We start from the raw sequence: 20,987 nt of genomic DNA on the forward strand, positions 1-20,987 counted from the left end.
GGCCGGCCACGCGGCCGGGGCTCGGACAACGGTCACCACGCCGCCGGTGCGGCCACGTGGACCGGGGTGAAGTGCACCGGCAGGCTCTCCAGCCCCCGCATCCACACCGACGGCCGCCACACCAGTTCCCCGGCCGGGACCGCGAGCTCGAGGTCCGGGAGCCGGTCCAGCAGGACTTCGACGGTCGTGCGGGCGATCACCTCGGCCACTTCCGGTGCGGGATAAGGACAACCGTGCTCGCCGTGGCCGAACGACATGTGCGCGTGGTTGCCCAGCGCGCCCGCCGCCGCGTCGGGCCGGGCGTGCGGGTCGGCGTTCCCGGCCGCCAGCCCGAGCACCACCAGATCCCCCTGCCGCACGCGGACCCCGCTGAGCACGGTGTCGCGGCTCGCGAAGCGCCCGATGAAGTTCTGCGTGGGCGTGTCGTGCCACAGCACCTCGTTGAGGGCCTGGCCGACGCTGCCCCGGCCACCCGAGAGCGTCATCGCGAACCGGCTGTCGGTCAGCATCAGCCGGATGGTGTTGCCGATCCAGTTCGCCGTCGGCTGCTGCGCCGCGGCCGTCACCACCAGCAGGTCCTGGACGACCTCGTCGTCGGTCAGGTTCGCCGCGTCCTGCATCATCGCCGTCGGCACGTCCGCGCCCGGCCGCTCGTGCTTCACCGCGACCAGCCGCGCCATCGCCTCCTGCACCCGCCCGTACGCGGGCAGCGCTTCGGGGCCGACGTCCAGCGACAGGGCGACGTCCCGCACCAGCGCGGGCGCCTCCGAGTCGGGCATGCCGTACATCTTCGCGAGCGCGAGCAGCGGCGCCTGCTGGGCGAACTGGGCGATCAGGTCGGCTTCGCCGGTGCCCGCGAAGGCGTCGATCAGCCGGTCGGCGATGCGCTCGCAGTGCGCGCTGAGGTCGAACTGGTCGACCGCCGACAGCGCGTCGCCGATCGCGCCCGCCCGGCGCCGGTGTTCGGCGGCCTCGGTGAACATCACCGACGGGTTGTGCATGACGTAGGGCAGCAGCGGCCAGTCGCCGGGCACGTTGTCCCACTGGTTCCACCGGCGGCTGTCGCGGGCGAACAGCTGGGAGTCCTGGCACACCTGGTGGATCTCGCGGTAGCCGGTCAGCAGCCACGCGGGGATGTCGCCGTCGAGCAGGACCGGGACGACCCCGCCGTACTGCCGCCGGATCCGGGCGTACAGCGCGGCCGGGTCCTTCTGGAACTCGGGTCCGTACAACCGGACGCGGTCCGCGGCGGGGATCGTCTCCGCCGGGGTGCTGGTCTGGAAACCGGTCACGATGCGCCCTCCCGGACTTTGGACAGGGTGTAGAGGTGGTCGACGAGCGAGATCAGCACCTGCTTGGACGAGTCCCGGTCGCGGGCGTCGCAGTCGACGAGCGGCACCTCGTCGGACAGGTCGAGCGCGGCGCGGACGTCGTCGAGGCTGTGCTTCGGGGGGCCGAAGTTGTTGCGTGCCACGATGAACGGCGTCCCGTGGTGTTCGAGCCGGTCGATCGCGTACCACGAGTCGGCCAGCCGCCGGGCGTCCACCAGGACGACGGCGCCGAGGGTGCCGGCGAAGAGGCTGTCCCAGAGGAACCAGAAGCGTTCCTGCCCGGGGGCGCCGAACAGGTAGAGGATCAGCTGGTCGTCGAGGCTGATCCGGCCGAAGTCGAACGCCACCGTGGTCGTCGTCTTGGCCTGCACCCCGCGGGTGTGGTCGACGCCGATCCCGGCCTGGGTCATCGTCTCTTCGGTGCTCAGCGGCCGGATCTCGCTGACCGACCGGACCATGGTCGTCTTCCCGACGCCGAAGCCGCCGACGATGACGATCTTCAGTCCGTCGGACGCGGTGTCGGCGAGCGGGAGCCGTTCGGCTGTTTCAGAGATTGCGGAGTCCAACGAGCACCTTCTTGAGGAATTCCGAGTCGGAGGTCCGTCCGGCGGTCTGGGCCGACGACGGATGTCGGGCGGACACCTTGCCCGTGGCCAGCAGGTCCGCGAGCAGGATCTTGGTCACACTCACCGGGAGCGCCAGCTCGGCCGACAGCTCCACGACGGACGTCGGCTTCGCGGTGATCCCGAGAATCCGGACGTGCTCGGACTGCATGCCCGCGGACGGTTCCGACTCCCTGACGATCAAGGTGACCAGATCGAGGTCGATGTCGTCCGCGCTGCTGCGCCCGCCCGTGACCGTGTAGAGCCGGTCCGGGTCTTCCCCGTCGAGCGCCGAGCGCGTCACGAAGCCGGGTTGTCGGCCGCCGCGAAGCGCGGCGGGGCGGTGAAGACCGAGCCGATCTGCTCCACCAGCTCGTCCATGTTGTGCCCGATCAGGCCGACGTCGGCGTCCTCCGTGGCGATCACGGCCAGGTGCGAGCCGACCCCGGCTTCCACGATGAAGAGGATCCCGCCGTGGAACTCGGTCATCGAGTTCCGCACGCCGCCGGTGCCGTCGCCGAACTCGACCGACGCGCCGTGCGCCAGCGCCTGGACGCCGGCGGCGATCGCGGCCAGCTGGTCGGCGCGGTCGACGGTGAGCCCTTGGGTGTGGCAGAGCTTCAGGCCGTCCCGGGACAGCACGAGGGCGTGACAGGCGCCGGCGGTGTTGCCGACGAGGTTCTCGAGGAGCCATTCGAGGCTCTTGTCCGAATCAGTCATCGAATCCGGGGCCCGGCGTGGCGGATCCCCTTGCTCCTATCTGGCGGTGTGCGGGTGAACGGGGCAGAGCGACGGGTCACGCGTCTTCGCCGGTGTCCGGCGGGGAAGCGGCGTGGCGCGACGGCGTGGCACCACCGCTGCGGCGCTGCTGGAAGGCCCCGAACCGGGACCCGGAGTCACGCTCGGCCCGGGCGGGGCTCGGCGTGGGCGACGGCGGCCGGCGCGACGCGGCGGTCAGCGTCTGCCCGCGCGAGCGCTTCGGCAGTTCGGACGGTTCGGTCAGGTCGCCGGCGATCTCGTGGCTCGTGTCGGGCCCGGGCCACACGACGGTGGCGGCCGGCTCGTCCGCCTCCGGCAGGGCTTCGGGCCGGGGCTGTGTGATCAGCTGCGTCGGGATGCGCATGACCACGCCGATCCCGCCGCGCGAAGAGGGCCGGAAGAACACGTGCAGCTGGTGCTTGCGCGCCAGGCTGCCGACGACCGCGAGCCCCAGCCGCGTCCCCGACATGGACGTCAGATCGAGCGGCTGGTCGAGGGACACCGCGCGCTCGGCGCGGACGAGGGCCTGCGCCTTCATCCCGAGGCCGCCGTCCTCGATGGTGATGACTGCCCCATTGTGCAGATCTTCGACATAAACGTGCACTTCTTCGGACGGCGCGGAGAATTTGGTGGCATTGTCCATCAGTTCGGCGAGTGCGTGCATGACGTCTTCCGCGGCGTAGCCGACGACCGCGACCCCGCTCGCGGAATGCACCCGGACCCGCTGATAAGCGCCGATCCGGCCGAGCGCCCCGCGCAGGATGCTTTCCATCCGGATCGGTTTCGTCCACCGACGGCCCGACCGCGCGCCGGTGAGCACCGCGATGCTGTCGGCCAGCCGGCCCGCCTGCGCCGTGCTGTGGTCCACTTTCAGGAGATCCCCGAGCATCGCGTCGGACGACCGGTTTTCCATTTCCCGCAGGTCCCCGAGCGTGCTGGTCGCCAGCGCCTGCAGCCGGCCCGCGGCGTTCGCGCAGGCCGCGGTGGCGGCGGCCCGGCGGCGTTCACCGACGGCGATCTCGTCGACCAGCAGCCGCAGGACGCGCTGGTGCTGGTCATCGGCGGGGCGCGGGACTTCGGCGAGGACGCTGTCCGCGGGCGCGCCACCGCGCAGGCGCCGCACCGCTTCGGGGACGGTCTCGTCGAGCAGCCGGGCCAGTTCATCGCCGCCGAACTGGACGGATTCACGGGCCCGCCGGGCCTCGTCGAGTGCGGCTTCGGTCCGCGCGTTCGCGTGCGCGACCTGGTCACCGCGGCGCAGCGCGAAGAACACGGCGACACAGGCGGCGATCCCGGTGACCGCACCGGCCACGGCGACGAGAATCCCCTGACCACCGGAAATCGACAGGGAGACCCCGGTCCAGATCGCGCCGACGACGACAGCGGTGCCGAGCACCCCGATTACAGCCCGGCCGGCTGACTCGCGTTCTTCCCGGCGCTGTGCGGGCGGTCGTTCCGACATCCGCTCCACTTCCTCGAGTCCGATTGGAGCCCGAACACTACTCGGTTTGCCAACAGAGATCACGACTCGGTTTCGAAGTGCGGCGAACGGTCAGCCGGCCCGGGTTGCCGGACGGATGAAATCCGGATTACCACTAACGCGACCGGAAGGGCCGACCGACGATTCCTCGCAGGTCGGCGACCGATTGACTGTCCTTTGTGGAATTGTCTCGACTCTGATCGAGCGAGTGGCCGAGCACGGCACCCACCGTCATTTGCGCCCCGAACGCTCGCGGACTCTCTCCTACCCCACCCCCAGCCGCTCGAAAGTGAACGGCCGCAGCGCTTCCGGGCGCTCTCCGTCGAGGGCCCAGCTCGCCAGCGCCTCGCCGGCCGCCGGGGCCAGTGCGAAGCCGTGGCCGCTCCAGCCCGTTGCCGCGAACACCGCGCCGGGGCCGGGTACCCGGTCGATCACCGGGATCAGGTCGATGGTGCTCGTGTCGGCGCGGCTGTTGTCGACCGCCAGCACCTCGGCGCCGGCCAGTGCCGGGATCGTCGCGGCCACGTCGGCCAGGGTGGCGCGCAGGACTGCCGGGTCGGGGGTGCCGATGCCGGTCGCCGCGTCCCAGCCGCCCGGCCGCCCGCCGGACAGCATCACCCGGCCCTCGTCGGTCAGCTTCACCGACAGCGAGCGCCGGGTGTGCCCGACCTGGTGGTTCAGCGCGAAATCCGGTGGTGGCGCGACGAACGTGACCTGCGTGGCCTTCTCCCACACCGGCAGGCTCAGGCCGGACGAGTCCGCGAGCAGCCGCGGCACCGCTCGGTTGGCCGCCAGGACCACCCCGCGCGTGACGCGCAGCTCGTCGCCCTCGGCCAGGCGCAGCGTGACCGCGCCGCCGGGGTGCGGCACCAGCCCGGTCACCGCCGTGTGCTCGAGGATGGGCGCACCCAGTTCGCCGGCGGCCTTGGCGAACGCCCTCGTCGTCGCCGGGTGGTCGCCCGTGCCGTCTTCGGGGGTGAAGAGCGCGACCCGGATGCCGTCGGCGAGGCCCGGCTGCATCTCGTCCAGCTCTTCGCGGTCGACGATCGAACACGGGATCCCGGCGGCCTGCTGCGCTTGCGCCCGGGCGGGCACGCTCTGCCAGCCCGAAACCCCGGCGACCTCGACGTCGTAGACGCTGAGGAGGCCGTTGCGCCGGAAGCCGGTCGGCGCCCCGAGCAGCGCGTCCAGCTCCGGCCAGAGCTCCATCGCGCGCCGCGCCAGCGGCAGCTCCCGCAGGTCCCTTCCCCCGGCCCGGACGCCCCGGCGACCGGGGCCGCCCGACGCGCCGGACGCGAGCTCGTCCGCTTCCAGCAGCACGGTTTCCGCGCCGCGGCGGGCGAGGTTCCACGCGGTGGCGGTGCCGACGACACCACCCCCGATGACGGCGTACTCGACGGATTGCACGTGCGATTCCTCCCTTTCAGCCGACCCGCTCGAGGAAACGGCGGGTACGGTCCTCGCGCGGGGCGTCGAGGACCTGGGCGGCCGGTCCCCGTTCGACGATCCGGCCCTGGTCCATGAAGACGATCGTGTCGGCGACCTGGCGGGCGAACCCCATTTCGTGCGTGACGATGACCATCGTCAGGTCCTCCGCGGCCAGGTCGCGCAGGACGTCGAGGACTTCGCCGACCAGCTCGGGGTCCAGTGCGCTGGTGGGTTCGTCGAAGAGCATGAGCTTCGGTTTCATGCACAGGGCGCGGGCGATGGCGACGCGCTGCTGCTGCCCGCCGGACAACTGCGCCGGGTAGCTCTCGCGCTTGTCGGACAGCCCGACTTTCGCGAGCAGCACGTCGGCGCGCTCGACGGCCTCGCGCCGCGGTACGCCGAGGACGCGGACCGGCGCTTCGATCAGGTTCTGCAGCACCGTGAAGTGGGAGAACAGGTTGAACTGCTGGAACACCATCCCGATGTCCCGGCGGGCGCGGCGGGCTTGGCGCGGCGTCGTCTCCTGCAGGTCGTCGCCGGCCCACCGGTAGCCGACCAGGCCGCCGTCCACGAGGATCGAGCCCGCCTGGATCTTCTCCAGGTTGTTGATGCAGCGCAGCAACGTGCTCTTCCCGGACCCCGAAGGACCGATCAGGCAGACGACCTCGCCGGGCCGGACGACCAGGTCGACCCCGTGCAGGACGTCCAGCGCGCCGTACCGCTTGTGCACACTCCGGATCTCGATCGCCGACGTGGTCACAGGCCCGCCTCCCCGCGGTTGAAGTGCCGTTCGACGCGTCGCTGGGCGACGGTCAGCAGAGCGGTGATGACGAGGTACCAGAACGTCACGACCAGGAGCAGCGGGATCGTCTCGTAGGTCCGCGCGTAGATGATCTGGGCGCTGTAGAGGAGTTCCGGCATCGCGATGACGCTGACGATCGAGGTCGTCTTCACGACGTTGACGAACTGGTTGGTCAACGGCGGGACGATCGCCCGCATGGCCTGCGGCAGCACGATGCGGCGCAGGGCCAGCATGCCCGGCATCCCGAGCGCCTCGGCCGCTTCGCGCTGGCCGCGTCCCACGGAGATCAGCCCGGCGCGGAAGATCTCCGCGCAGTAGGCCGATTCGTGCAGGGTGAGCCCGATGATCGCGGCTCCGGCCACCGTGATGACGGTGTTCGTGTCCACCGAGACCAGGGTCCCGAGCGAAAGCTCCGGGTACAGCGCGGCCAGATTGTAGAGCAGGAGCAGCAGCACGAGCAGCGGCGTCGCGCGGAAGACCCAGACGTACGCGCCCGCCGCCGTCGTCAGCACCTTGTTCGCCGACTGGCGCATCATCGCCAGGACGACCCCGAGGACGATCGACAGCGCCATCGAAATCACCGCCAGTTCGACGGTGTGCCCCAGCCCGAGCAGGAGCGACGGGCTGAAGAGGTAGTGCCCGAACGCCGGCCAGGAGAAGTTCTCGTTCGTGAAAGCTGAAGTGAGGACGAGCGCGACGAGGGCCGCGGCGACCGCGCCGGCGATCCACGTGCCGTACTTCCGGCGGCCGAGAATGCGGGCCGGGATCCGCGTTTCCGTGCCGCTGTCGAGGGAAACCATGCTCAGGACCGTCCTTTCAGGATCTCCGTCGTGTCGAGGTGGTTCTCCTGGAGGCCCCACTTGCCCAGGATCGCGCGGTAGGTGCCGTCGGCCATCAGGCGGCGCACGGCTTCGTGGACGGCGCCGGTCAGCGGCGAGTCCCGCTTGAGCCCGAGCGCCACGATCGCCCGCTTGTACCGGCCGGCCAGCCGGAACAGGTCCGGCGACCGGCTTGCGACGTACTGCGTCAGCGAGATGGAGAAGTACAGGACGTCGATGCGGCTGCTGCGCAGGGCGAGCACCGCGGCGTTGCCGTTGGGGAACAGGCTGATCCGCCAGCCGGGCCGCCCGGCCTTGGCGCAGGTGTCGCCTGCCTGGTCCAGCTGTCCTTGCTGGACCGACCCGACGACGACGCCGACATCGCGGCCGCACAGGTCGGCGTAGGTGTTCACGGCGAAGTTCGTGCGGTGGCTCGCGAGGAAACCCTGCCCGCCGTTGTAGTACGTGACGAAGTCGGCTTTCTTCCGGCGCTCGTCGGTCGGGCTGAGCGAGGCGAGCACCAGGTCGTAGCGCCCGGCGGCGAGCCCGGGCACGACCGCGTCGATGTTGGTGGGGATCGGGTCGGTGCCGACGCAGAAGACGTCGGCGATGGCCTGGCTCAGGTCGCGGTCGAAGCCGACGATCGTCGCGTCGTCCTCGGCGTAGTAGGCCATCGGCGGTGTGTCCGGCACCATCGCGACCTGGAACGCGCCGCGCTCGCGGACGGGCGCGGGCAGGGCCGCGGTCATCGCCGGGTCGCAGCGGCCGTGGGGCCGGGTGACCAGTGCGGGGTCGGCGGCGCCCGCCGAGCCGAGCCCGCAGCCGGTCGCAGCCAGGATCGGGACCAGGATCGCCGCGAGCAACCGGGGTGTCCGTGGCATGTCACTACCTCCGCCCATCAGGGTGATGTAGTGTGTACTTCATGAAATCGAGAATGTCTAGTGGGGACTAGATGGAACCCACGCTCACGAAACGCATCGCCCAGGTCCGTGACCAGCTGAGCGCCGGCGGGCTCCGGGTGGTCGACTTCTTCGCCCGCCACCCGGCCGAAGCGTCGGTCTTCTCGGCGCAGGAGATCGCCCGGCGCGCGGAGGTCAGCGACGCGACGGTCATCCGGACCGTCAAGCAGCTGGGCTTCGGCGGCCTCGGCGAGCTGCGCCGCGCGGCCGCGGCGGTGCTCAACCCGGTCCGCGACCCCGAGCAGACCCTCGCCGACCACCTGACCCGGTCCGACGACGGCGGCCGGCTGCTGGCCAAGATCAGCCTGGACGCGGCCGAACTCGTCCAGGCCCTCCCCCGGTCGGTCCCCCCGGAGACGTTCGAAGCGGCGGCCGCCACCCTCGCCGCGGCGGCGAACACGCTGGTCGTCGGCTACGGATCCGCGCTGCCGGTGGCCGATTCACTGGCTCTGGGGCTGCGCCGCATCGGCCGGATCGCGACGGTGACCGGCCTGACCGGCTACAACTTCGCCGACGAGCTCGGCCAGCTGCGGCCGGACTCCGCGCTCGTGCTGGTGGCACCGCTGCGCCACGTGCGCGAGCACGACGTGGCGATCAGCGAAGCCCTGCGGATCGGCTGCCCGGTCGTGCTGATCACCGAGATGCTGGCCAGCCACTTCGCGGACCGGGTGGACACGGTGCTCGTGACGCCGTCGACGGAGAACTCGCTGCCCAGCGGCCTGGTGTGCCAGCTCCTCCTCGTGGACGCGCTGCTCCTGGCGGTGTCGGCCGCCGACCCGGCCCGCGCCCTCGACGGCTGGAAGGCCACGAACCGGCTGCGGACGGAGCTCGTCGAAGGGAGCCTCGACGTGCCGCTGACCCCGTCGATCGCGGCGAAGATCTCCTTGCCGGGCAACGGAACCGACGGGAGCTGAAGGCGAGCGCTACCGCACCTTCGTCGGCGGGGTGGTGCCGGTCCGTTCGTCGCCGTAGCTCAGCCAGGCCCCGATCGGGGCACGCTGCCCCACGCCCGGACGGCTGTAGTCGCACACGCCGTCGGGGAACGCCGACCGCAGCCGCGCCCGGTCCGCCGCGGTGAAAGCGACGGGGTAGTCGCGGAAGTCCAGCGGCTTCAGCCGGCACTTCAGCACGTCGAGGGCCAGGCTCTCCCCGGCGACCATCCGGGTGTTGGCCGCCACCGGGTACTGCACGCCGCACTGGCCGCTCGCCGGGTACGTCAGCTTCTCGGTGACCCGCGACGCGGCGGAGAGGTAACAGCCGTCGCCGAGATCGGCCGGCCGGTTCGCCAGCACCTTCTGCTGACGGCTCCGGTGTGAACCGTCGGCGTCGATCGCGGTCAGCCAGCGGTCCATCGCGCCCAGTTCGTAGACGCTGGCGGCCGCGGCTTCGGCCGCGGTCGGGTGGTTTTCGATGATGACCTGGTTCGCCGCGGTGCCGTTGGCCCGCAGAAGCCGTTGCCGCATCACGTAAGACCACTCGGTGGTGTGGATGTCGTTGCCGAACCCGGCGAAGTCCAGATCGGTCCGCTGGTCGATGATCGGCGTTTCCCGCAAGCCCTGCGACGCCGAGTTGACGAGGCCGTCGGCGTACACCGCGTTCAGCGCCTTCGGATCGGCCGCGATCCGCTGCGGCGCGGGCTTTCCGGTGTAGTCGAGGCCGCCGATGGCGGCGTTGAGGTCGGCGAACTGCGCCGCGGTGATCGTCCCGGCCTTCAGTGCGGCCAAGCCGTACTGCACGCCGGTGGTGTCCAGCGGGCTGCGCACGAACCCGGTCTTCGGGTCCCGCCCGATCTGGTTGGCCAGCTGCTCGTTCGAGTTGCACTTCACCCCGCGCGGGTTGGTCACCGGATCCCACCGCGCCGCGACCGGGATGGCCGCGTTGCAGCTGTCGGTCGCGGTGGCGCGGCTGGCGAAGGTCTGGTCCCACGAGACACAGGTGTCGTAGCTGGCGAAGCCCGCGACGGCCTGCTTCTGCGCCGGGGTGAACGACGCGCCCGGCCCGGCGAAGTACCGGTCGAGCAGGCGGCAGTCCGACACCGGGCCGCCGACGGTCAGCGGGTCCGGGAACGAGACGCCGGGGATGATGCCGTCGACGATGCCGGGGTAGTTCTCGGCGATGTCGTACTGCTGGATCGCCCCGCCCGAGCCACCCCAGCCGATGGTGTGGGCGACCGGGCCGTAGGTCTCGACGAAGTGTTCCTTGACCATCATCGCCGCTTCGGCCGAGATGATCGGGCTGCAGTTGTTGTCGAGCACGTTCAGGCTCGACGACGCGACCGCGTAGCCCTGGGCCAGGAACAGGTCGTTGACGACCCCGCCGGTCGCGTTGCCCTGGTGGTAGCCCGCGTTGCAGCCGCCGCCGAAGGTGTAGACCAGCTTCCCGTTCCAGCTCTTGTCCGGCGTGACGGGCGACGGCGTGCCGTCGTAGAGCGCCGCCATCTCGTAGACGGCCCGGTCGATCGTGCCGCGCTCGACGCGCACCACGTACGGCACGGCGTGCCCGCCGACCGTGGCCGTCGCGAGGTCCGCGGGCCGGGCCGCCGGGTCCGCCAGCGGCGCGAACGCCCCGGCGGTGGTCTTGTACTGGTAGCTCACCTGCGTCGGCGCGCTGCAGAGCGGCTGCGCCGCCGGGGGCAGGCCGAACGCCTGGGTCTCGCAGTAGAACGGGCGCTGCTGCGCGCCGGAGAAGACGGGCCCGGTGATCGGGTGGTTGGTGACGCGCAGGTTCGCCCGCCGGTCCGGGCCGCGTCCGCTCGTCCGGGCGCTCAGGTCGTTGGCACCGTCGCGCAGGCCGGTCACCAGGCCGAGCAGGCTGCCGTCCGGCTGGGCGCGGAAGCTCGAGGTGACGTCGTGCCCGTTGGTGCTGACGGTGACCCGCGTCCGCTCCGGCGGGACGACCTTGACCAGGACCTGTCCCCCGCTGACGAGCGCGGGCCGCGGGTTCGACACCGTCTCGATCGTCAGCTGCCGCCCGGGTGCGGCGCCGGGAGCGGCCACCGCGCTCGCGGTCCCCACCAGGAGGACGGGCGCGGTCAGGGCCGCCACGACGACGGATGAGCGCAAGGTACGGTTCGCCACCAGCCACTCCGCTCGCTTGTGGCGTCGCGTCCTCGCGACACCGCAGGTGCCGGTATAGCACCTGCGGCCCGGCGGGAACAACATCCGGTTCCGGCTCAGGCGAACCCGAAATACCGCGACCCCGCTGTGTCAGAGCAGCGTCAGGGCGGTGTCAGGCGGGCCGCCAAGACTCGGTGGCATGACAACGAACAGCGCTTCCCCCGCCGCCTCGACCACCTCGACCTGGACCGGCCTGGTGCCGGTCGACGACACGGCACTCGCCGTCACCGACACCGGCGGCTCCGGCGTCCCGGTCGTCTACCTCAACGGCCAGTTCGCCACGCAGGGCTACTGGAAGCGGGTCATCGCCGAGCTCGGCCCCGGCTTCCGGCACATCACCTACGACGAGCGCGCCCGCGGCAAGTCGAAGCGTTCGGCCGACTACTCCTTCGAAGCCGCCGTCCGGGACATCGACGCCGTGCTCGCGGCGCGGGGCGTGGAGCGGCCGCTGCTGGTGGGCTGGTCCTACGGGGCGTTCGCCGGGGCGCACTGGGCGAGCCGGAACCCGGACCGGGCGGTGGGCGCGGTCCTGGTCGACGGCGCGTTCCCGTACGACTGGCTCGACGAGGCCATGGAGCAGCGGATCCGCAAGCTGTTCAAGCGGATGGGCTGGTTCCTGCCGCTGCTGCGCCCCACCGGTCTCGCCCCGCGGATGACCGCCGCGCAGCAGGCCGAGAGCAACATCGAGGTCGGCGTGATCTCCCGCGAGCGCGAGCTGGGCCCGGTGCTGGACCGGATCACCGTCCCGACGCGCTACGTCGTCGCGTCGGGCACGTCGCTGGGCAGCCGGGGCGACGAGCAGGAACGGATCCGCACCAGCCTCGACGCGGTGACCGCGCGCAACCCGCGCATCGAGGTGAGCGCGAAGGTCGCGAGCAACCACGGCGCGATCCTGCGCAAGGACTTCCGGGCCATCGCCGGCGCCGTCCGCGAGGTCGCCGCCCTCGACCACGCCGGGCACTGAGCCGGGGTCAGGTCAGCTGCTGCGTGCCGATGACCGCGAGCAGCCGGAGCTGCTCGTGGGCGTGGGTGCCGGGTTCGGCGGTGAACAGCACCACGTGCTGGTCGCGTTCCGGCACGAGCAGGATGTCGCAGTCGAGGGTGATCGGGCCCAGCTGCGGGTGCTCGATCGTCTTGGCCAGACGGCGGTGGTCGGAGACCTCCGGGTCGGGCCACAACGCCGCGAATTCGGGGCTGCTGCTCAGGAGTTCGCGGACCAGCTCCTGGGTGGCGTGGTCGCCGGGGTACCGCGCCGCGGCCGCGCGCAGGTGCCCGGCGGCGAAGCGGCCGAACGCGCCGTCGGCGTCGGTGATGCCGTAGTGGCGGCGCGCGGGGTCGGGGTCCAGGAAGTAGCGGCGGATCATGTTGCGCTCCCGGCGCGGCCGGGCCGAGAAGTCCTCCAGCAGCGCCGCGGCGAGCGGGTTCCAGGCCAGGACGTCGTACCGGGCGTCGAGCACGACGGCCGCGGTGTGCGGCAGGCGCTCGATCAGGTCGAGGATGCGGTCCGGGACGTCGGCCGACGGGCCGGGCGGCTCGGCCTGCTGGCCGCCGAGGGTGTAGAGGTGGGCGCGCTCGGCGTCGTTGAGGCGCAGCGCCCGGCCGAGGGCGGCCAGCACGTGCCGCGACGGGTGCGGGCCGCGCGCCTGCTCCAGCCGCGTGTAGTACTGCGTGGAGATGTGCGCCAGCTGCGCCACCTCCTCGCGGCGCAGGCCCGGCGTCCGGCGCGGCCCGGCGACCGGCAGCCCGACCGTCTCCGGCGTCAGCTTCTCGCGGTGCGATCGCAGGTACCGGCCGAGCTCGTGCTTGTCCATGCTTCGAGTGTCACCCCGGGGCGGCGGGCCTGCCAGGTATCGCCAGGGCCTGCCTGCGGCCGCGCCGCGGGCGCACGGTGGAGATCGTGACCCACACCGGAATGCTGACCGACAAGATCGCGCTCGTCACCGGGGCCAGCCGCGGCATCGGGGCCGCGGCGGCCCGCCTGTTCGCCCGCGAAGGCGCGACCGTCGTGCTCGCCGCCCGCACCGAAGCCGCGCTGAAGGACCTCGCCGACGAGATCCCCGGCTCGTCCTACGTCGTCACCGACCTGGGTGACACCGCGAGCATCGAGCGGGCCGTGGCGACGGTCCTCGACCGCCACGGACGGCTCGACGTCGCGTTCAACAACGCCGGCGTCGGAGTGCCCCCGCACCCGATCGCGGACTTCCCCGAGGACGACTTCGACCTCGTGCTGCGGGTGAACCTCAAGGGCGTCTTCTACGCGGTCTCCGCGGAGGTGAAGGCCATGACCGCCGGCGGGGCGATCGTCAACACCAGCAGCGTCGGCAGCCTGATCGGCAACCCGGCGCTGCCCGCTTACGGAGCCGCCAAGCGCGCGGTGAACAGCATCACCGAGTCCGCGGCCGTCACCTACGCCCCGGCGGGGATCCGGGTCAACGCGATCGCCCCGGGCCTGACGCTCACCGAGATGGTCGACGACTGGAACCGGCACGACCCCGGGGTGATCGACCGGATCGTCGCGAACACCCCGCTGGGCCGCGCCGCCGAGCCGGCGGAGATCGCGGAGGCGGCCGCCTGGCTGCTGAGCGACCGCGCGTCCTTCGTGACGGGCGTCGTGCTACCGGTCACCGGGGGCACCGCGGTCTGAGCCCGCGCTACCGGTCGCTCGGCGGGTCTTCGCGCAGGATCCGCCAGCAGACGTAGACGCAGCCGCCGGCCGCGGGCGCGCCGCCCAGCACCGTGGCGGCGATGCCGAGCGGCGTCACCAGTCCGGCGGCGTACAGCGGCACCAGCACGGCGGTGGCGATGGCGAACTTCGCCAGGAACACCGCCGTGCACAGGGAATAGCGCCGCCGCTGCCGTCGATCGCGTCGCCAAGCGAAGCCTTCGCCGCGCACCGCGCCCAGCACCACCCCGATGAGCGGCAGGCGCACCAGCAGCGACACCAGGAACAGCGCACCGCCGCCCGCCTGCAGCAGGACGGCGGAGAGGTAGAAGTCGACCGCGTGCCCGGTGCTCCCGGCCAGCAACGCCGACGCCCCGACCACGAGCACCCCGATCGCCGGCTGCCAGGCCTTGCCGCCGGTGCACATCCGCACCACGGCCAGCACGGCCACCCCGCCGACCGCGACCAGCGCGGCCGGCAGCACCTGCCCGGTCACCAGGTACGCGACGAGGAACAGCGCCCGCGACACGACGCCTTCGGCGACGGTGCGCCACCCGCCCACCGCGTCGAACCACGACAGCGACCGCTGCGTCAGCATGCCGAGGCTCATCTGCCCGCCTCCGCACCGACCGCCGGGAAGCTGCCGCGGCGCATCGTGTCCTCGTAGGCGCCGATCGCGTCGAGCAGGCCGGCCCGGCCGCGGTACGCCCCGGCCAGCGCGTCGCCGAGGTGGTGCGCGTCCCGCAGCGCCAGGTTGCCGCCGAACCCCGGGGCCAGGTGGACGGCGTCGCCGAGGACGGTCACGGGACTCGCGGGCCAGGCCGGGATCGGCGGGATCGTCCCGATGCGCAGCGCGACTGTGACCTCCGGCCACGCCTCGGCGACGACCAGCCGGAGAGCCGGGGGCAGGTCCGCGGCCAGGTCCCCGGCCCGGCGCCATGCCGTGGCCGGACCGAGCCGCTCCCGGGTGACGGGCAAGGCCCACATCACGTAGTCCTCGAGCTCGGCGACCGCGCCGGGGCGCAGGTCGGGCAGCCACCGCCGCCGCGCGGGCACGGGCGGTTCGGTGAACCGCAGCACGCCCAACACCATCGTCGTGCCCCGCACGTGCGCGGCGGCGGGGCTGTCGCCGATCAGGCCGGGCACCCCGGTACCGAGCACGGCACGCAGCGGCGTCGCGCCCATGATCATCCGGCGTCCCGTGTCCACCACCCGCGCCTCGGGCAGGTACCGGCGGCGCACCGCCGACCCGATGCCGTCCGCACCGACCAGCACGTCGGCGGTGTCCGTGCGGCCGTCGGCGAACCACACCCCGACCGTGCCGTCGGCGCGCTGCTCGAACCGCGTGCATTCGGCGCCGAACCGGACCACGTCGCCCAGGCCGGTCAGCAGCACCTCCTTCAGCAGCGGCCGGTGGACCTGCCGGCCCGGCCGCGCCCGGCCCGCCGTGCCGTCGGCGGGCCGGGTACCCGTGACGGCGAGCTCTCCGTCCACATCGGACAGTGTCAGGGTCTGCTCGCGCGGTCCGCCCGTGGTGGCCTCCACCATCGCGGCGTGTGCCGGCGGCAGGCACGCACGCAACGCCGAAGCACCGCGCTCGTCGACGTGCAGGCTGACGCCCTGCGGACGCCCGGACGCGGCGTCCCGCTCGTAGACCACGACGTCGATCCCCTCCCGGCGCAACCCGTGCGCGAGCGTCAACCCGCCCAGGCCGGCTCCGACCACGACCACCCGCATGCCCTCATCCCCATTCTTCATCGCCTGATGAAGAACACCGTACGGCGCGTTCCCGCAAAACTCCACCAGGCGATGAAGAAAGCGTGTTAGGCTTCGGCGGTCATGACGGAGCACGACAACAGCAGCCGCCCCGGACGCTGGCGGTCCGGCGCGGAGAGCAAGCAGCGGATCCTGCAGGTCGCCCGCGAGCTGTTCCACGAGCACGGCTACGGCAGCACGACCGTGCGCGCGATCGCCACCGCCGCGGGCGTCGACCCGGCGATGGTGTTCTACTTCTTCGGCACCAAACAAGGCCTGTTCGGCGCCGTGACCGACATGGCAGGCGACGTCCCGCAGGCCCTCGAGGCGCTCTTCGCCGGCGACCTCGGCACCCTCGGCGAGCGCATCGTCCGGACGCTCGTGGAGAACCTCGACCGGTCCGACCACCTGCCGCTGGTGACGCTGACCCGGTCGGCTCCCACCGACCCGCGGTCCGAGGCGCTCCTGCGCGAATTCATCGACCGGGAGATCACCGGGCGGCTCGCGGCCCTGCTCGGCACGCCGGACGCCCGGCTGCGGGCGGGCATGGTCGACGTCCAGATCCTGGGGCTCGCGGTGGCCCGGTACATCGCGCGCATCGAGCCGATCGCGTCCGCATCGGTCGACGAGCTGGTCGCCGCGTTCGGGCCCCTCGTGCAGCACTGCCTGACCGGCCGGGCCACACCGTCGTAAGCGCGCGACGTAAGGAAGCCGACGCCGGCAGGCCATCCGGCGTTCGCGTCGGCTCAAGCAGGCGGGCATAGCGTCCGGTCGCCGAAGCATTCCCCCGGAAAACCGAATGAGGCAGATCATGCGCGAAAACCAGGCGGGCCCGAACCGACGGTCCTTCCTGCGCACCGCCGGGCTGGCCGGTGCCGGCGTGACGGCGCTGGGTGCGCTCGGCGCCGCACCGGCCGAAGCCGACACCGCGACCGGCGCGAACGGCGCCGGCGGCCGGTGGCACCCGGACGGCGAGAGCCTCCAGTTCACCGTCGCGGTGATGCCGGACACCCAGTACCTCTACTGGGGCAGCCAGAACAGCATCAACCCGGAGCCGCAGGAAGCGTCGCTGCGGTACGTGATCGAGAACAGCGGCAGACCGGACGGCAACATCGTCTTCCTGGCCCACCTCGGCGACCTGACGCAGGACGCCGACGTCACGTCGTTCCAGGCCGTGGACAAGACGTTCAAGCAGGCCGACTCGGCCGGCGTCGCCTACAGCGTGCTCGCCGGCAACCACGACGTGTCCGGCGACGACACGCGCGGCACCACGCCGTACCTGCAGACGATGGGCCCGCAGCGGTTCCGCCGGCAGAAGTCGTTCCTCGGCTCCGACGCGAGCGGCTACAACACCGCGCACGTCTTCCGCGCCGCCGGGCGCGAGTGGCTGCTGCTGGCCATGGACTGGCGCACGTCGGCCGCGGGCTTCGCGTGGGCGAACGATGTCATCAAGAAGAACCCGAAGCTGCCGGTGATCCTCACGTGCCATGAGATCGTCGCGCCGACCTACGGCGACGAGGTCTACCCCTACGAGTCGGGCGATCCCGAGAACAACGCCGAGATCACCGATTACGGCCAGACCGTCTGGGACGCGCTGATCAAGGACAACGACCAGATCTTCCTCACGCTCAACGGCCACTACTGGCCCTCGGGCCGCATGACGAAGAAGAACGCCGCCGGCCACGACGTGCACCTGCACATCACGAACTACCAGAACCGGTACATGAGCGGCGGCGGCATGCTGCGCCTGTACCACTTCGACCTCGCGCGGAACACGATCGACGTCGAGACGGTCTCGCCGTGGATCCTGGAGAAGGACCCCGCGAAGCGCAACCGCCTGGAGGTGCTGGAGTCGCGGCTCACCACGTCCGTCGACCGCTTCTCGATGCCGTTCGACTTCGAACAGCGCTTCGCCGGCTTCATCCCCGTGCCGGTCCGCCCGGCGCGCCCGGCCGGCCAGGTGCTCGTGCCGGGCACGCTCGCGTACTGGCGCTTCGACAACGTCGGCGCGAACGGCAGTTCCGTCACCGCGGCCCAGAAGGTGCGCGACCTGTCGGGCCGCGGCAACGACCTCACGCTGCAGTCGGTCGCCGGTACCGCCCCCGACGCCCTGACCTGGACCGACGACCACCACCCCGACCAGCCGGGCCACGCCAGCCTCCGCTTCGCCGGCGGCAGGAGCCCGCTGCACGGCGCGTACCTGACCACGGGCGCGAGTGCACCGCTGAACACCGAGGCGTTCAAGCGCGGCTACACGATCGAGACGTTCGTGAAGATCCCGCGCGACTGGGACGGCGGCACCAACGGCAACATGCCGGTCCTGGTCCGCCGCGGCGCGTCCGGCAACGCGGGCAAGCACGGCAAGAACACCGACCCGAAGGAGCCGGTGGCCCAGCTGATGACCACGAACAACGGCCGTGAGGTGCAGTTCAACTGCTACCCGCTCAGCCAGACCTACCCGACGACCAACTGGAGCCACGGCCTGGCCGAAGACCAGTGGTGGCACATCGCGGTCGTCAACGACGGGCACCACACGAAGGTCTACGTCGAAAGCGCCCCGGTGGCGGACAACCCCTCCACGGACTCGGTCGGCATAGCGTCCCTCGGCTTGCCGTGGCTCCTCGGCGGCCACGAGTACGGCGGCGCACTGGACAACGTGTTCCACGGCTGGATCGGCGACGTCCGCATCGTCGGCCGCGCGCTGCGGCCGGAGGAGTTCCTGACCCACTGAGCCACGAGAAGCGGTAGCCGGCGGAGCGGGCGCTCCGCCGGCTACCGGCTCAACGCTCGCCCGGGAACGGCGGAAGGTCCCAGATCTGGTCGGTGTTCTGCGGCAGGCAGTCGAACTGGGCCGCGCGCGCTCCGTTTTCGCTGCCGCCCCCGGACACCACCAGGCAGCGGCCGGTCCCGCGGTTCTTGATCCGCCGATACGCGGCCGAAACCGCGGACGAGCGGTCCGCGGAAGAGGCGCGGCGCCGGGTCCTCGGCTCCTTTCCTGCACACCGCCTGCGCTGCCGAGAAGCTTCTGTCGCCCCAACGCCGGCGGCCCCCGCCACGACGAGTTCGCCGTCAGGCAGGCCTGTCTCGGCCGGGTGCTCGGCGGGCTGAACCGGCTCGACGAAGCCCTCGAACACATCACGAGCACCCTCGCCCTCTTCCGCGGGCTCGGGGACGAGATCCGCCAAGCGCATTCCCTCGACAACCTCGGCCGGCTCACGGCCCGGCTCGGCGACCACGCAACCGCACTCGGCCACTGCCGGACCGCACTCGAATTCCACCGGAAGCACGACTACCGCGACGGCCGCGAAGCCCAACGCGTCCAGGACCACCTGGACAAACCGGTTCGGGTCAGGACACCTTGAGGCTGGGCTTGGTGAGGTCCAGCCAGACGGCGACGTCGAGGATCCGCTCGAAGGTGAACCGGGCCGCGGGGTCCACGTCGGCCGGGTTGCGGCTCGCCGCTTCCGCGACCTTCTGCGGGTCGCACATGAACAACGCGTCCGTGTTCGCCTCGGTGAGGACGTCCCGGACCTGCTGCTGGAGCGCCGCCACGTAGCGGAGGTCCTGGGTCGAGGGGTAGCCGCTCTTGCGGCGGGCCGCCACCGAGTCCGGGAGCACGTCCCGGGCCGCCGCGCGGAGCAGGCTCTTCTCGTGGCCGTCGAACGTGTGCATCGACCAGGGGACGTTGTACAGGTACTGCACCAGGCGGTGGTCGCAGAACGGGACCCTCGTCTCCACGCCCGCGCGCATCGCCATCCGGTCCAGGCGGTCTTCCAGCGTGCGCATGAAACGGGTCAGGCCCAGGTAGGCGATCTCGCGCTGCTTGCGGCGGCGGGTGTCCTCGCCGTCCAGGTGGGGTACTTCGGTGAGCGCGTCGTGGTAGCTGTCCCGGGTGAACCCCGGGAGGTCGATCAGGTCGATGAACTCCTGGGTCATGTAGGACGAGGTGTCCAGCTGCGGCCAGGCGACGAACCAGGGGAAGTTTCCCCCCGAGTAGACCGATTCGGCGTGGTGCCAGAGGTGGCCCATGAAGATCTCGTCACCGGCCTCCCCGCTCAACGCCACCGTGACGTGCTCCTTGAGTGCCTTGAACAGCAGGAAGATCGAGCTGTTCATGTCGCCCATGCCGTAGGGCGCGTCCCAGGCGGCCACGACCTCCCGGCGCACCTCCGGGTCGGACAGCGCGCGGTGGTCCAGGACGAGCTGGTGGTGCTCGGTCCCGACGTGCGCCACGACGTCGGCGATGTAGGGGCCGTCGGCACTGCCCCGGATGCTGTCGGGCTTGAAGTTCTCGGTCTGGTCGGGGAAGTCCACCGAGAACGTGCGGACGGTCTCGCCGCGCGGGCGCAGGCTGCGGTCGGCCAGGCCGGTGAGCACGCTGGAGTCCAGGCCACCGGACAGCAGCACGCCCCGGGGCACGTCGGCCACCAGTTCGTGGGCGACGTTGTCCTCGATCATCGCGCGGACCGTCCGGATCGTCGATTCCCGGTCCTCGGTGTGCGGCTCGGCGCTCAGGCGCCAGTAGGTGTGCTCGCGCAGGCCGGCCCGGTCCACCGTGATCACGGTGCCCGGGCGGACGATCTTCACGCCGGACCAGACGCCTTCGTCGGTGGTCGGGAACCCCAGCAGCAGCCGGCGGATGCCGTCGGTGCCGACCACCGGCTCCGCCAGCGGGTGCGCCAGGATCGCCTTCGGCTCGGAGCCGAACAGGACGCCGTCCTCGGTCGGGAAGTAGTGCAACGGCTTGGTGCCCAGGCGGTCGCGGATGAGGACCAGGCTCTCGGTCCGGCCGTCCCACAGCCCGATCGCGCACATGCCGACCATCCGCTCGGCGACCGCCGCGCCCCACTCCAAGTACCCGCGCAGCACCACTTCGGTGTCGCTGGCGGTGCGGAACCGGTGCCCGCGCCGGCGCAGTTCGTCGCGCAGTTCGACGAAGTTGTACGTCTCACCGCTGTAGGTGAGCACGACCTCGCCGTCCGGGGTGTCGACCGACATCGGCTGGGTTCCGCCGGGCAGGTCGATGATGGAGAGCCGGCGGTGGCCGAAGGCGGCGTGCGTCCCGGTCCAGATCCCCCATTCGTCCGGACCGCGCTGGCGCATGCTGTGCGTCATGGCCTCGATCGCGGGCCGTTCTCTGGTCAGGTCACGGTCGAACGACACCCAGCCGGCAACCCCGCACATGTTTGCTCCCTCCGTTGCGGCGGATCGTATCCAGGCTCGCGGGCAGCGACAACGAACATAGGGGTTGGGCCTCCCGGTCGTGCGTGGTGAA

At 71.7% G+C, this 20,987-nt stretch carries 20 protein-coding genes; 6 read left to right on the forward strand and 14 right to left on the reverse strand.

The features are described from left to right. Nucleotides 1-32: 32 nt before the first annotated feature. The 9 genes from QSK39_RS19825 to QSK39_RS19865 all read right to left on the reverse strand — a co-directional run bounded on the left by QSK39_RS19825 (nt 33) and on the right by QSK39_RS19865 (nt 8,101). A complete protein-coding gene (locus tag QSK39_RS19825; protein WP_285479238.1) occupies nt 33-1,292 on the reverse strand; it encodes a cytochrome P450 in 1,260 nt (419 codons plus the stop codon). Continuing rightward, a complete protein-coding gene (locus tag QSK39_RS19830; protein WP_285479239.1) occupies nt 1,289-1,897 on the reverse strand; it encodes a GTP-binding protein in 609 nt (202 codons plus the stop codon). Before QSK39_RS19830 ends, QSK39_RS19825 begins: the two co-directional genes overlap by 4 nt. Next, nucleotides 1,878-2,237 (reverse strand): DUF742 domain-containing protein, encoded by a 360-nt coding sequence (locus tag QSK39_RS19835; RefSeq protein ID WP_285479240.1) that lies wholly within the window; start codon nt 2,235-2,237, stop codon nt 1,878-1,880. Before QSK39_RS19835 ends, QSK39_RS19830 begins: the two co-directional genes overlap by 20 nt. Then, nucleotides 2,234-2,653 carry a roadblock/LC7 domain-containing protein gene (locus QSK39_RS19840; protein WP_285479241.1) on the reverse strand — a complete coding sequence of 140 codons (420 nt, stop codon included), beginning with the start codon at nt 2,651-2,653 and terminating at the stop codon, nt 2,234-2,236. Before QSK39_RS19840 ends, QSK39_RS19835 begins: the two co-directional genes overlap by 4 nt. 76 nt (nt 2,654-2,729) lie before the next feature. Continuing rightward, the gene (locus tag QSK39_RS19845) at nt 2,730-4,154 is read right to left on the reverse strand and encodes a sensor histidine kinase (protein ID WP_285479242.1); all 1,425 of its coding nucleotides are present in this window, start codon (nt 4,152-4,154) and stop codon (nt 2,730-2,732) included. Between the two features lie 282 nt (nt 4,155-4,436). Next, the gene (locus tag QSK39_RS19850) at nt 4,437-5,579 is read right to left on the reverse strand and encodes an NAD(P)/FAD-dependent oxidoreductase (RefSeq protein WP_285479243.1); all 1,143 of its coding nucleotides are present in this window, start codon (nt 5,577-5,579) and stop codon (nt 4,437-4,439) included. A gap of 16 nt (nt 5,580-5,595) precedes the next feature. Next, nucleotides 5,596-6,360 (reverse strand): amino acid ABC transporter ATP-binding protein, encoded by a 765-nt coding sequence (locus QSK39_RS19855; protein WP_285479244.1) that lies wholly within the window; start codon nt 6,358-6,360, stop codon nt 5,596-5,598. Further along, complete coding sequence (locus QSK39_RS19860; protein WP_285479245.1) at nt 6,357-7,202, reverse strand: amino acid ABC transporter permease; 846 nt, start codon at nt 7,200-7,202, stop codon at nt 6,357-6,359. The genes QSK39_RS19855 and QSK39_RS19860 overlap by 4 nt, the downstream gene beginning before the upstream one ends. Before the next feature lie 2 nt (nt 7,203-7,204). Continuing rightward, nucleotides 7,205-8,101: a transporter substrate-binding domain-containing protein gene (locus tag QSK39_RS19865; protein ID WP_285479246.1), complete on the reverse strand. Its 897-nt coding sequence runs from the start codon at nt 8,099-8,101 to the stop codon at nt 7,205-7,207. A gap of 71 nt (nt 8,102-8,172) precedes the next feature. Between QSK39_RS19865 and QSK39_RS19870 the strand changes: the two genes are divergently transcribed. Further along, complete coding sequence (locus QSK39_RS19870) at nt 8,173-9,093, forward strand: MurR/RpiR family transcriptional regulator (protein ID WP_285479247.1); 921 nt, start codon at nt 8,173-8,175, stop codon at nt 9,091-9,093. A 9-nt stretch (nt 9,094-9,102) separates the two neighbouring features. Here the strand turns inward: QSK39_RS19870 and QSK39_RS19875 are convergent, their stop codons facing one another. Then, nucleotides 9,103-11,256, reverse strand: a complete 2,154-nt coding sequence (locus tag QSK39_RS19875) for a DUF6351 family protein (protein WP_285479248.1) — start codon at nt 11,254-11,256, stop codon at nt 9,103-9,105. A 178-nt stretch (nt 11,257-11,434) separates the two neighbouring features. On the opposite strand from QSK39_RS19875, the gene QSK39_RS19880 reads away from it, so the two are divergent. Beyond that, the gene (locus tag QSK39_RS19880; RefSeq protein WP_285479249.1) at nt 11,435-12,259 is read left to right on the forward strand and encodes an alpha/beta fold hydrolase; all 825 of its coding nucleotides are present in this window, start codon (nt 11,435-11,437) and stop codon (nt 12,257-12,259) included. Nucleotides 12,260-12,266: 7 nt separating this feature from the next. On the opposite strand, the gene QSK39_RS19885 is transcribed toward QSK39_RS19880, so the two are convergent. Beyond that, complete coding sequence (locus QSK39_RS19885) at nt 12,267-13,106, reverse strand: helix-turn-helix transcriptional regulator (protein ID WP_285479250.1); 840 nt, start codon at nt 13,104-13,106, stop codon at nt 12,267-12,269. Between the two features lie 101 nt (nt 13,107-13,207). On the opposite strand from QSK39_RS19885, the gene QSK39_RS19890 reads away from it, so the two are divergent. Beyond that, the gene (locus QSK39_RS19890; RefSeq protein ID WP_285479934.1) at nt 13,208-13,939 is read left to right on the forward strand and encodes an SDR family NAD(P)-dependent oxidoreductase; all 732 of its coding nucleotides are present in this window, start codon (nt 13,208-13,210) and stop codon (nt 13,937-13,939) included. A gap of 7 nt (nt 13,940-13,946) precedes the next feature. Here QSK39_RS19890 and QSK39_RS19895 read toward each other — a convergent pair whose 3' ends face one another. Together QSK39_RS19895 and QSK39_RS19900 are read right to left on the reverse strand one after the other, a co-directional pair. Next, nucleotides 13,947-14,567: a DUF3159 domain-containing protein gene (locus QSK39_RS19895; RefSeq protein WP_285479251.1), complete on the reverse strand. Its 621-nt coding sequence runs from the start codon at nt 14,565-14,567 to the stop codon at nt 13,947-13,949. Next, nucleotides 14,564-15,715 (reverse strand): FAD-dependent oxidoreductase, encoded by a 1,152-nt coding sequence (locus QSK39_RS19900; protein ID WP_285479252.1) that lies wholly within the window; start codon nt 15,713-15,715, stop codon nt 14,564-14,566. Before QSK39_RS19900 ends, QSK39_RS19895 begins: the two co-directional genes overlap by 4 nt. Nucleotides 15,716-15,796: 81 nt before the next feature. Here QSK39_RS19900 and QSK39_RS19905 point away from each other — a divergent pair, with 81 nt between their 5' ends. The 3 genes from QSK39_RS19905 to QSK39_RS53005 all read left to right on the forward strand — a co-directional run bounded on the left by QSK39_RS19905 (nt 15,797) and on the right by QSK39_RS53005 (nt 19,074). Continuing rightward, on the forward strand, nt 15,797-16,405 hold the full coding sequence (locus QSK39_RS19905) for a TetR/AcrR family transcriptional regulator (RefSeq protein ID WP_285479253.1): 609 nt from the start codon (nt 15,797-15,799) through the stop codon (nt 16,403-16,405). 118 nt (nt 16,406-16,523) lie between these two features. Continuing rightward, nucleotides 16,524-18,443: a LamG-like jellyroll fold domain-containing protein gene (locus QSK39_RS19910; protein WP_285479254.1), complete on the forward strand. Its 1,920-nt coding sequence runs from the start codon at nt 16,524-16,526 to the stop codon at nt 18,441-18,443. A gap of 361 nt (nt 18,444-18,804) precedes the next feature. After that, complete coding sequence (locus tag QSK39_RS53005; RefSeq protein WP_353051060.1) at nt 18,805-19,074, forward strand: tetratricopeptide repeat protein; 270 nt, start codon at nt 18,805-18,807, stop codon at nt 19,072-19,074. On the opposite strand, the gene asnB is transcribed toward QSK39_RS53005, so the two are convergent. Then, nucleotides 19,061-20,896 (reverse strand): asparagine synthase (glutamine-hydrolyzing), encoded by a 1,836-nt coding sequence (gene asnB, locus QSK39_RS19920; protein WP_285479256.1) that lies wholly within the window; start codon nt 20,894-20,896, stop codon nt 19,061-19,063. The two genes, QSK39_RS53005 and asnB, sit on opposite strands and share 14 nt — an antisense overlap. Nucleotides 20,897-20,987: the final 91 nt, after the last annotated feature.

Source organism: Amycolatopsis sp. NBRC 101858 (genome assembly GCF_030269325.1).
Classification (GTDB): Bacteria; Actinomycetota; Actinomycetes; order Mycobacteriales; family Pseudonocardiaceae; genus Amycolatopsis; species Amycolatopsis ponsaeliensis.